This is a genomic window from Ignavibacteriales bacterium (assembly GCA_026390575.1).
In the GTDB taxonomy this organism is placed as follows: domain Bacteria; phylum Bacteroidota; class Ignavibacteria; order UBA10030; family UBA10030; genus Fen-1298.
Window position 1 is genome coordinate 59987 of record JAPLFR010000006.1, and the last position, 12057, is coordinate 72043.

The 12057-nt window shown below is 41.4% G+C and carries 7 protein-coding genes; 3 read left to right on the forward strand and 4 right to left on the reverse strand.

The window, feature by feature from the left end:
* Positions 1-239: 239 nt before the first annotated feature.
* The 3 genes from NTX44_04020 to NTX44_04030 form a co-directional block, all read right to left on the reverse strand.
* Positions 240-872 carry a response regulator transcription factor gene (locus tag NTX44_04020; GenBank protein MCX6120766.1) on the reverse strand — a complete coding sequence of 211 codons (633 nt, stop codon included), beginning with the start codon at positions 870-872 and terminating at the stop codon, positions 240-242.
* Entirely contained in the window at positions 869-6232 is a 5364-nt protein-coding gene (locus tag NTX44_04025; GenBank protein ID MCX6120767.1) for a CIA30 family protein, read from the reverse strand. Before NTX44_04025 ends, NTX44_04020 begins: the two co-directional genes overlap by 4 nt.
* A 129-nt stretch (positions 6233-6361) precedes the next feature.
* A complete protein-coding gene (locus tag NTX44_04030; protein MCX6120768.1) occupies positions 6362-6514 on the reverse strand; it encodes a hypothetical protein in 153 nt (50 codons plus the stop codon).
* A gap of 286 nt (positions 6515-6800) precedes the next feature.
* On the opposite strand from NTX44_04030, the gene NTX44_04035 reads away from it, so the two are divergent.
* The 3 genes from NTX44_04035 to NTX44_04045 all read left to right on the forward strand — a co-directional run bounded on the left by NTX44_04035 (position 6801) and on the right by NTX44_04045 (position 10101).
* Positions 6801-7607, forward strand: coding sequence for a response regulator (locus NTX44_04035; protein ID MCX6120769.1), 807 nt, complete (start codon positions 6801-6803; stop codon positions 7605-7607).
* Between the two features lie 111 nt (positions 7608-7718).
* Positions 7719-8996, forward strand: coding sequence for a hybrid sensor histidine kinase/response regulator (locus NTX44_04040; protein MCX6120770.1), 1278 nt, complete (start codon positions 7719-7721; stop codon positions 8994-8996).
* A gap of 478 nt (positions 8997-9474) precedes the next feature.
* The gene (locus NTX44_04045; protein ID MCX6120771.1) at positions 9475-10101 is read left to right on the forward strand and encodes a response regulator; all 627 of its coding nucleotides are present in this window, start codon (positions 9475-9477) and stop codon (positions 10099-10101) included.
* Positions 10102-10262: 161 nt separating this feature from the next.
* Here the strand turns inward: NTX44_04045 and NTX44_04050 are convergent, their stop codons facing one another.
* Positions 10263-11957, reverse strand: coding sequence for an NAD-binding protein (locus tag NTX44_04050; GenBank protein MCX6120772.1), 1695 nt, complete (start codon positions 11955-11957; stop codon positions 10263-10265).
* Positions 11958-12057 lie beyond the last annotated feature (100 nt).

The following is a 12057-nucleotide window of genomic DNA, read 5'->3' on the forward strand; positions in this document are numbered from 1 at the left end:
AGTGCGCCCGCCTGCCAGAGAACTTGTTCGGCGGGCAGGTCGGCGAGCAGGCAGGCGTCGTGGCTATCAATCAACTGACTTTGCGTAACATCAGTTAATAAGAAATATCCTCTTGGGTTGATCAAAACTGAAGAAGTATTGATACGCCTTCAAGAACACTTCGCTCAATGATATCTGAGCAAAAGAATATCAAGAAATGTCGAACAGATTTTCTATGTACGCTAATTTCAAAAAGGTAGTTATGTCAGCAAACTATTTTGAATAGCGTAGGTTACAATTTGCGCGTTATTCTCCAATTTCATTTTTTGTAAAATATGTGTACGGTGCGTGCTTACCGTTTTCACACTTACGGAAAGTTCGACTCCAATCGCTTTGAGTGACATGCCCCGCGCGATCATCAACATCACTTGATATTCGCGATCAGAAAGATGTTCGTGCGGAAGCCTCGGTGAGCCCCGACTGACATTTTGTGCAATTGATTCAGCAAGCAATTGTGATATGTAAACTTTTCCAGAAGCCACACGACGGATTGCTTGAATAAGTTGTTCAAGCGCAGTGTCTTTAGAAAGATATCCGGATGCACCAAGATTTAACGCACGAATCCCAAACACTTCTTCGGGGTTCATGCTCAACACAAGAATAGCTAAATCAGGTCTTTCTGTTTTTATTCTTTTAATCGCTTCGAGACCATCAAGCTTCGGCATCGAGAGATCGAGTACGAGAACATCAAACTCAGCGTGTCGAATCTTCTCCATAACTTCGAGACCATCGCTTGCCTCGTCTTCAACTTTAATATCTGGCACATCCTTCAGAATCGTCTTGAGTCCTCTTCGGACTACCGGATGATCATCAGCAATAAGAACACGAATCATGATTTACTGTCTCCCTTCTTTTTTTTAAGCGGAACTTCCACCGACAGTATTGTACCGCTTCCTGTTTTGCCTTCGATGGTAAACGTTCCTCCAACCATCCGAAGCCGTTCGCGAATGCCAACAAGGCCCAATGATTTCGTCCCTTTCAATTCTTTCTTTGTAATACCACGTCCGTTATCTCTTATGATAAGGAAAATAGAATCCAGACGCTGGGATAATCTTATAAACACATGTGTTGCATCTGCATGGCGTAGAACATTGGTCAGGGCTTCGCGAAAAACTCGATACAGAACTGTACTCACCTGACCTTTTATTTCCACTTCTGCAGGTTCAACTGTTACAATACTTTTAAGGCCCGTCTTCTTTTCCACCTGGTCAATGTCCCATTGTATGGCACCAATCAAACCAAGTGCTTCAAGTTGCGGTGGCCGTATCTCTTTCGAGATTCGTTTCACTGATGCTAACGCTTCATTTACCGATTCCATCATCGCGTCAATTCTCGCAATAATGTTAGCATCGTTGTGGCTTCCCTCTAATTTAAGCCAACTTAAATCAAACTTCAAGATGGTTAACAATTGACCGAGTTCATCATGCAGTTCACGCGAGATTCGTTTTCGTTCTTCTTCAAGAACATACTCAAGGTGTTCTGTAAAGTGCTGCAGCTGCTTTCTGGAGACTTCAAGTTGTTGTTCGGCTTTCCGGCGCTGCGTGATATCGCGACTTACCATGACCATCCGCTGCTCACCTGAGGATGTATAATAGACTCGTCCTGAGGACTCAAACCAATGCCAGCCACCTGATCGATCGCGGTATCGATATGTCGCACTTCCGCCTAATTTGCTGAGGAACTCTCCAATTGCAGATTTATCTTTTCCATACACTCTCGATAGGATATCAGTACCAACCAGGTCCAGCGGTTCAAAGTCGAGAATCGATTTAACATTCGGACTGACATACAGGTATTTATCTTCAGCATTGATTTCTGTTACAATATCCGTCGAATTCTCAACAAGCAAACGGAAGCGTTCTTCGCTTTCGCGCAGTGATTCTTCTGCATGTTTACGTTCAGTAATATCAAAGACAAATCCTTCATAATAGAGAATTTCGGATGATTTATCGCGAACATCGTGGACAGTCATTAAGACCCAGATAAGCGAACCGTTTTTTCTCTTCCATCGAGTTTCAGAATTCAATGAAATATTTTCTCCGCTCGTGTCATGTCGGGCAATTAACCGTTCTCTATCTTTTTCATCATAATAGACTTTTTTTCCCATATCACATCCAATTAACTCGCTCATATTTTCATACCCAAGCATTTCAACGATGCCCTTATTAGCGGTAAGCAATTTTCCTGAATGTGTGGTTTGAAATATTCCGATGGGAGCCCAAGTGACGATATCCCGATATTTCTTCTCGCTCACTTGAAGCGCCATCTCTGCCCATCTGCGCTCGGTGATATCTGTTGCAGCTCCTACGATAGAAATTGTCTTTCCATCCTTAACTACAGGTGCTTCCTGAATTTCCACCCAGACGCGGCGCCCTTTCCTGCTCATCAGTTCGAGTTCATAAGCTTCCTGCCGTGCGCAATTCTGAATTGCTTTCTCTGCAAGCTCACAACCAAGTTTATTGATCGGATTGTCCGTCATGAAATCTGTAAAACGGACCAAAGCTTCATCTGGTTCACAATCAAAAATATCTTTGGCTTGAGGACTGAGGTATGTGAACACTTGGTCGGTATTACGTGAATAGAAAAGGTTCGTACTATGTTCGACGATGTTACGGAGTTTTTCCTCGCTTTCTCGCAATGCTTCTTCAGCTTGCTTACGCTGTGTAACATCGCGATCAATGCCAATCGTGCATATTTTACCCTGCATTTCAATCTGCACACCTGTATATTCAATAATATTATACTTTCCATCAGGTCTAATCCATGAGCCTGATCCATGAAATGGGACACCCAAGCCGATTAATTGTATATCTTTATGTTCATACTCATGACTTACGTTTTTCATCAGTGAATATATTGTCCCCATGCGTAATAACTCTTCACGGCTTCGCCCAGTTATCTCTGCAAACCGATTATTGCATTCAATAAGTTTTCGTTTCGATTCGTCAGGATTTTCTTCTATAATATTAATTCCATCGGATGCATTCTCAAATATCATGCGAAATTTTTCCATCGATTCTCGAAGTGCTATTTCTGCGCGCTTACGCTCTGTGATATTCGCAATAGCTCCCAGCACACGATATGTTTTCCCCGACTCATTACTTAAATATACTCCATGATCTTCAATGTAGATATATTCTCCATCGGCTCGGCGGTACCGATACTCGATACGATAGTGACTTACTGTTTTCTTAGCTTCATCTAGATAAGACACAACGTAATCAAGGTCTTCTGGATGGATATTGCTTTGCCAATCGATAATTGTTGTAGTTTGAAATTCACCAGAGGTTAATCCTGTCACTTCTTGAATAGCCCCCGCCCATATGGTAATATCTGTTTCCAAACGACAGTCATAGACTAATCGACCTGTTTGTTCCGCGATGATCCTAAATCGTTCTTCGCTTTCATAGAGCGCCTCTTCCGTCCGCTTGCGCTCGGTGATGTCTGTAGCAACACCCACGAGTGCAATAGGTTGATTTTTATCATCATAAACGACCGATGAAGATAGAGATATCGAAAACAATGTGCCATCTTTTTTCCTGTTAAGCAGTTCTCCCTGCCAGCCGCCTTTAATTGTTTCAGAAAGTACCATCTGTTCATGGGTCACTGGATCACAAGAGACAATGCCGATGGACTTCCCAATAAGTTCTTGTTCAGTATAACCGTATGTTCTTAAAAAAGCTTCGTTGACGAAAATTATATTATTTTTAAGATCAGTAATACTGATTGATTCACCGATACTTTTCACTGTATGACTGAGTAAGGTGAGCGCTTCCATCGTACGTTTTTGTTCTGTAATTTCTCTACCTATACCCACAAGCCCAATAATTCGATCTTGTTCATCTCTCATCGGTAGCTTAAAAGTGAGCAACCAATTCTTCTTGCCGTCTTTGTTAAAGAAAAATTCCTCTTTATTAAGCACAGATTTTCCGGATTGGATAACAGAGAGGTCGTCAGCGTAAAAACCCGCTGCAATCTCTGCCGCGTATATATCAAAATCTGTTTTGCCTAAAACCTCTGCTTCAGATTGTTTACCCATAATACGAACATCTGCGACGTTAGCAATCGTCTTGCGGCATTCTATGTCTTTAACATAAATGGCATCCGGTAGGTTATCAATCAATACTCGAAACATATTACGTTCACGTTTGAGGGATTCCTCTGCTTGTTTATGCTCGGTAATATCTTCATACGTTCCAAGCACTCCTATTACTCTATCGTTTTTGTCACGCAGTGGTACCTTGCTGGTTCTCAACCATCTCTGACTGCCATCTGATTTGATTTGAGGCTCCTCGTAGTTGAGTTTCGGCTGGCCAGTCTTAATCACTTGCTGATCATCGGCACGATAGAGATCTGCAGTTTTTGCCGACGCTGTTTCGTAATCGGTTTTGCCAATAAGTTGATCGGGATCAGAGTACCCGCTATCCAATGCCATGGATTTGTTACAACCAACAAAAATCGAATCTCTATCTTTCCAGAAGACCCGTTGAGGAATCGTATTCAGTACAGTTTGAAGCATTTGTCGAGAATTGAATAATTCTGCTTCTACTCGTTTTCTATCCGTAATATCTGTTGCTACTGCTTGATGTCCTTTAAAAAGATCATTTCGAAACAATGGCGTTTCACGTACAATCGCATAACGTATTTCTCCCTGTCTATTTACAAATCGAAGATCATACCGCCGTGGCTCACGCTGGAAATCTGATTGAAACGTGGAAAGCACAAGTTGTGCATCTTCCTGAAGGACAAAATCGGTGAGCGCTCGTCCAACTACTTCATGGCTTCTGTATCCTGTTAAAGACTCAAATCCGCTATTTATGCGTTCAACGGTTCCATCGCTATTGACAATATAGACTGCATCCGATGTGTTTTCAAGAACTTCAGCGTAGAGAGAAAGTGCATATTGAGCTTCCCTATGTGCCTTGCTTCGTTCTAATATCTCTTGTAAAAAAATTAGAGCAATCGTTAAAATGCCTATAATGATAGTCCCAAGCAGAAGTGTATAACTCCAATTGCCACCTTGGTGAGCGATAATTGCTAATAAAGCGACAGCGGGTAAGCTTAAGTATAAACGGCGAGAATGGGATTGAATTGCAGGAAGAAAAGCAAGGCACAAAAGTGGTATAAGTTGACTTATCTCATATGTAAAATTTAGATACCACCCGGCTATCAAGACAATCAAATAGCGTAATTGCCAAATGATGTTTGTCGACACAGTGTTTGGCCGGATTTCATCTATGAGGATGAGAAGAAATAGAAGACCCTGAATAGAGAGTGATGTGAGAGAAAAGAAATAAGGGAGTTGCAACCAGAGAGCTATGATAATAGAAAGGACATAGAAGAGATATATTATTCGAACAAGTAATTTACTGTTTCGAATATCCCATTCTCTTGCTGTGAGTAATCTATTCGATATTGTTCTGCGCCATAGTAAGAATCCCCACAGCAATACGATTATGAAGAATCCAGTCATGGACCATTTATTTGATTTCGTCACAAACCGTATTTCTTGGATATCTAATGTAGATCGTAATCCGGGATAGAAAGTGAAACTTATGCCCTGAACTTTATCTAAATCGAATTTACCATTCTTAATCGCTTTCGGATTTTGAACAGGGTTAAGCTGAAACTCTGTCAACGGAATGGAGACAGTAGTCCATTCATTCGGCGGGGCATCGAAATACGCATACCAATTTTCTCCAAGTGCACCCGCACTATCATGAAGGCTTCCGTCTGTGATATCCACAAGTATGCGATAGTTATCGCCACGACCGCGCCAGCGTATACTTAAGAATGATTCAGAAAGAAGTTCATGGTTTATGCTGAAAGTCACACCTGCCCAATCTTGCGGGCCTGTATTGATTTGGAAATGTAAATGTTTTTCAAATTTCCAATTCTCGCCGGTAATTGTCACAGCGAGAGTATCGCTTCCGAATCCATAAGGGCTTATCAACGGGAATCCAAAAGGGCTGATCAGCGGTTTATCGAATAAAGTGCCGGAAGGAAGTGAAGTAAAATTCACAGGCTCATAATACTCAGGGGAATCTTTATACACACAGATATAAGCTGCAAGAAAAGCAAAAACGATGAGGATTCCTAAAAAGGAAAGTCGAAATATCCTTAATGGGAAGGGTTCTATATTTAAGGATTCGCCATTTTTCTGTTGTCTCAAGATATTATGCGTATTTATCATAGGCCTACTCCACTGGAAACACTTGGATATCCCTAAGATGAATGAATTCAAAAAGTGATGCAAGCAGAGAATTCATTTTATTGTATTTCAGAATTCTATAAGTGACATCGTCAATCAGTTGTGTAAACATTAAGCAGCAATCCGGAGTTTAGGGCTTGTTGAGAAATGCTGCAAGATGATATAAAATTGTTGAACTCCGAGTAAAATCAATTCATAGAGCAATGATCGAAGAGTCATTAGTCTTTCAGTCGTTTGTTGTTGTTCTTTTTTGTATTTTTTCATCAAGCGCATCCTCCTTAGGTCTTTACAACTGTGACAACGACACTCTAAGGAACTGTTTACTCAAGTTGAAGAGATAACTCTTGTTTATTATATATTTTGGTATAAATTATGGATAAAGGCAACTTGTATTATTAATTTTGTCTATACTTAATTATTCATTAAATTTTAATAAGCTTGACAAGTCGAATTGGGCTATGCAACAGCCGCTCACCGTGGCAAAAGAATTGATGTTAAATTCACTCAAAGCATCTGATGGTATATGTAAACATACGCAAAGCAGAAATGGATGGCAATGACAGCACAGGTAAATATTCTTATTGTCGAAGATAGTCCGACACAAACAAAACTCCTTCGCCTTATACTCGAAGAAAATAATTACATCGTTGATTCTGCACCTAACGGCATCAAAGCATTAGAATGCATTCGTAACAAGAAGCCCGATCTCATCATCACCGACATTGTGATGCCGGAGATGGATGGGTTTGCACTGTGTAAAACATTAAAAAGTGATCCTGACTTGAGACTTATTCCGGTTATGCTGCTCACGTCGCTTTCCAATCCTCAAGATGTAATCAAAGGTCTTCAGGCAGGAGCCGATAACTTCCTGACGAAACCCTACGAGAATGCTTTTCTTATTTCATGTATTCATTATATATTCGCTAATCAGGAGCTGCGAAAAAACCGGCTTTCAGGTTCAGAGATTGAAATTATGTTTGCAGGCCAGAAATACGTCATCAACTCTGACAGAATGCAAATAATAGATCTTCTGCTTTCCACCTACGAAAATGCCGTTCAGAAGAATAGTGAACTTCATAAAGCTCATAACGACCTCATTGCAGTGTACCTTCAGCTTGAGCAAAAGAATATTGAACTCGAAAAGTTGAATCATAATTTACAACATGCCCTCACCGAAGTAAAAACTTTGAGCGGATTGCTTCCGATCTGTGCGCACTGTAAAAAAATCCGGGACGATCATGGGTACTGGAATCAAATCGAAACATACATGGCCAAAAGAACGGATGTTGAATTCACTCATGGTATCTGTCCGAGTTGTGCTGCCAAGTTTTTTCCCGAGGCTGCAGAAAAGTTATAGTGCATCGTTCTATCATTTTCAGAATATGCATCGACGCATATGTTATTGTATAAAGAATAATTTCTGACGGTACATCTACCGTACGCATTGCAAAAATGGATCGTGATGGCGATGACAGCACAGGTACATATTCTTATCGTCGAAGATAGTCCGACGCAAACAAAACTCCTTCGTCTTATACTCGAAGAAAATAATTACTTCGTCGATTCTGCATCGAACGGTGCTAAAGCATTGGAATGCATTCGTCGCAAGAAGCCCAACCTTGTTATCACAGACATTGTCATGCCGGAAATGGATGGGTTTACACTCTGCAAGGCAATAAAAAGTGATCCCGACTTGAGATTTATTCCGGTCATGCTGCTTACATCGCTTTCCGATCCTGAAGATGTGATCAAAGGTCTTCAAGCAGGAGCCGATAACTTCCTCACGAAACCCTACGAAGATACTTTCCTTATTTCATGTATTCAAAATATATTCGCTAATCAGGAACTGCGAAAAGACCTATCTTCTGGTTCAGAGATTGAAATTATGTTTGCAGGTCAGAAATATTTCATCAACTCCGACAGGATGCAAATTATTGACCTACTGCTTTCAACCTACGAAAATGCCGTTCAGAAAAACAATGAGCTTCATAAAGCTCACAACGACCTCATGGAGGCACACCGTCAACTTGAGCACAAGAACATTGAACTCGAAAAAGTAAACCAGGAAAAAACCCATTTTCTCAGTGTTGCCGCCCACGATCTTCGCAATCCCCTTACAATTATTTACACCACCGCTGATCTTATCACAGAAGAACTAAAAGAAAAGACAAGCGAGGAAACGATAGAATTCCTTGAGATGATCAAGCAATCCAGCAAATTTATGCGAGACCTTTTAGAGGAATTGTTGGATGTCAGTGTTATTGATTCAGGAAAACTCTCGATTTATCTTGAGCCGGTAGATATCATGGAACTCATTCGGAATAACGTGTCATTAAATCGTGTCATAGCAGGACGGAAACAAATCACTGTTGAGTTTAATCCTATGAAGGACTTGCCGATTTTTCAACTGGATCGCAAAAAAATCGAGCAAGTATTTAACAATCTTATTTCAAATGCAATCAAGTACTCATACCCACAATCACGAGTCACAATTGATGCAAAGTGCGAGAATGGAAACCTTGTGATTTCTGTCCACGATACAGGCCAGGGAATCCCACCGGCTGAAATGGATAAGCTCTTTAAGCCATTTCCAAGACTCAGCGTAAAAACTACTTCAGGCGAATCCAGCACTGGTCTGGGACTCGTCATTGTTCGTAAAATCATCGAAGCGCATAATGGAAAAGTCTGGGCTGAAAGCCAGCTTCAAGTAGGTACGACTTTCAACATCTCCATTCCAATGCCATAATCAATAGAAAAATTAATTATTGAGTTGTAATCTAAAATTCAAACTCATACCGATCCTCGTTACATGTGCTTTCCTTTGTATCTCACAATAAGGAAGCACGCTTTTATCTTTAGACGAACTCGCCATGGTGAATCTTAAAAATATTCATGAAATGACAGAAATTCGTTAAGAAAAGAATAACAGGGAAGACTACTTTTCTTGTATTATCGCGAATTTCGTTAAATGAAACAGTCCTTTGTTCTTCACTCAGTATCTCCTTATCCGCTTCTTTTTGGCACAAGAATAATTCCTTATCAAAGGCCTCTATTGTAATCTCTTCAAAGTTCTCATTTGACGGCACGTTAATTTTTGAAATAGTAGCCCTAATTCATTAAAAACACCTTTTTAAAGAATCTTTGGCATTATTACCGTATTGGCATACGGATTGTTGGTTCTGGAGTAGATTCGGTTTCGTCAGAACAAACAAATGGAGGATTTTATGGAACATACAGAGTTGGTAATTGCAGAAACTTCTTGCGAAACAGTTGAACCACAAGACCATTTGTGCAAAGCAGAAACAACTGAAACCGGATACAACCAGGTACAAGACCCAAAGGAAGCAGACCGTCAGTTGCTGCGGAAAACAATTGAGAATCTTCCTCAATTTGATGTCCAAATTGGGCAACAGCATCCGCTGAAAATTTTACTTGCAGAAGATAGCCTTGTCAATCTGAAGATCACTCTGTGGTTTCTCAAGAAGCTTGGCTACCACGCAGACGTAGCATTCAATGGTATCGAAGCAATAGACGCACTCAGACGTCAATCGTACGACGTAATTTTGATGGACGCTGAAATGCCGGAAATGGATGGTCGGGAGGCAACAATGGCAATAAGGAAAAATTTTCCTGCCGATCATCAACCACGCATCATAGCGATGACAGCCCACACTTCCCAAGGCGATTTAGAAAGCTTTCTGTCAATTGGTATGGATGATTATGTCACCAAGCCGCTCGAACTTGAGGAAATGGTTCGCGCATTATTGGCATCCCGTCCTCTTTCGCGGACAACCGTGGAAGTTCCCGCAGAAAGTAATAATGAGCAAAGAATATTCAGCAAGGTTGCATAAATAATAATTTATGTATATCCAAGGGATCATCTACTACTTTGTGTGATCAACTTTGAGGTGAGTCTCTGAAAGAGACCTTAGTTTCCCCGTGTGACGATTCGCCATACTATTGCGCGGATAGCATTCCGTAAGAACGAAAAGCGCGTCTTATTACCTTTGATTCATTCTTTCGGTTTGTACCGGCGGAAAAACTTTTCTTCCGATTCAACGCTGCCAATCAGAATAATTTCTCCGTCGGCAGGAAGGAGCGTCTCAACAAACGGATTGATCTTCATCGATCCATGAGCACTGATTCCGATAATGCTGCAGCCGCATTCTTCCTGAATGGATGCATCGTTGATCGTCTTGCCCATTAATGCTCTGGGTGTTTTCACACGGAATACATCGACACCCTCTGCGATCATGAGAATATTTCCTCGCTTCGATAAGTTGAAAATATTATTTGCACCCAGCGATGCATGAGAGACCACAAAATCACAGCCCGCGGTATGTAATGTATGTACGCTCCGATCCAATGTTGCACGGCTGATGATTTGAATATCTTTCCTGAGATACCGGCAGTAGGTGGTTAAATAAATATTGATCGGATCACTGTGACTGGTAATTGCAACTGCAGGCGCATCAAAAAAACCTGCTTGTTTTAACACCTGAACGTCCGTTGCATCTCCTTGGATATACTGTTTATCGTTGAGAACAACTTCCTTTGATTTCTCAATAATCCGAAAATCAAGTTCCCGCTCTTTCATCGAACGTCCTAATGCACTCCCGACGCTTCCTCCGCCAATAATGATTATGGGCGCACTATTAATATTGTAGATGCAGAATAACTCGTTGTATCTGTCAATATGATTTTGTGTCCCGGCAAGCACAAGAATACTTTTTTTAGTAATGGTCATGGTTTCTTGGGGCAGAACGAAAACTCCGCCTTCCCAGACGCCGATGATCGACGCATCAACAATGTGAGTTGCATGTGCTTGCTGAAGAGTTTTACCGACCAAGGGCGTGCCAGCGGCTGCCGCTTCCGCGATCACCAAATCATCAACCTGTCCAATAACGTGCGCCATAGCATCACCGGCAATTATTCTTCGCGCAAGTGATTGACCCATCATTTCATCGAGAGCCAAAACATGCGTGCAGCCGGCCTGCTCTAAAATTTTCACCGCCGGTTCTCCACTCGCCATGGAAATAACCGGAATAGTATTGGATACCTGTCGAATCGTGAAGACGATCGATGTATTGGTAGTATCGGAGCCGGTTGCTACAATAAATGCTGCTTTTTCAATACGCATTTCCTTGAACGTGCTTGGATCGTCAAGCTCACCCGCAACGGTTTTGATTCCTTGATCCCGCAATTGCATCGCCTCTTCAATATCGGACACCAGTACGGCATAGTTTTGATTATACCGCTCAAGCCGTTCAATGAGAGCGCTTGTCAAAGCACCATATTCCACCAGTACAACATGTCCGCGTGTGTTTTCCGGCAATTCGCGTGGAACACGTGCTGATGATTGAAAGAGTTGAATAATGGTAAACGGCAGCAACACAAGTAGAAAGAAAATACCTGTGCTGATGACGAGAACGGTAAAAAGCCTTCCAAAATCGGTTAAGAAAGTAATATCACCTAATCCTACTGTGCACATGGTTGAAACGATCCAATACAATCCCGATATGTAACTGTATCTCCGCCCTTCTAAATTCATCAGATATTGAAATGCGATCGAATATAAAACAAGAATAATGATAAACGCGATAAACAGCCGCAGGAGCAGCATGGCGTTACGCCTGCTCGTCATGCGCTGCAACATGTGCAATGGTCGTTGCGGGGTAAATTTTAATCGCCCACCGTGGGATGTCATTTTTGACTCTTAAAAAGTTGTTTGACAGTTACGGCATAATCTACAAGTTCTCTAAGAGAGATTCAACAATGGAGGATGAAAAGAATATTTGAGTTCACGT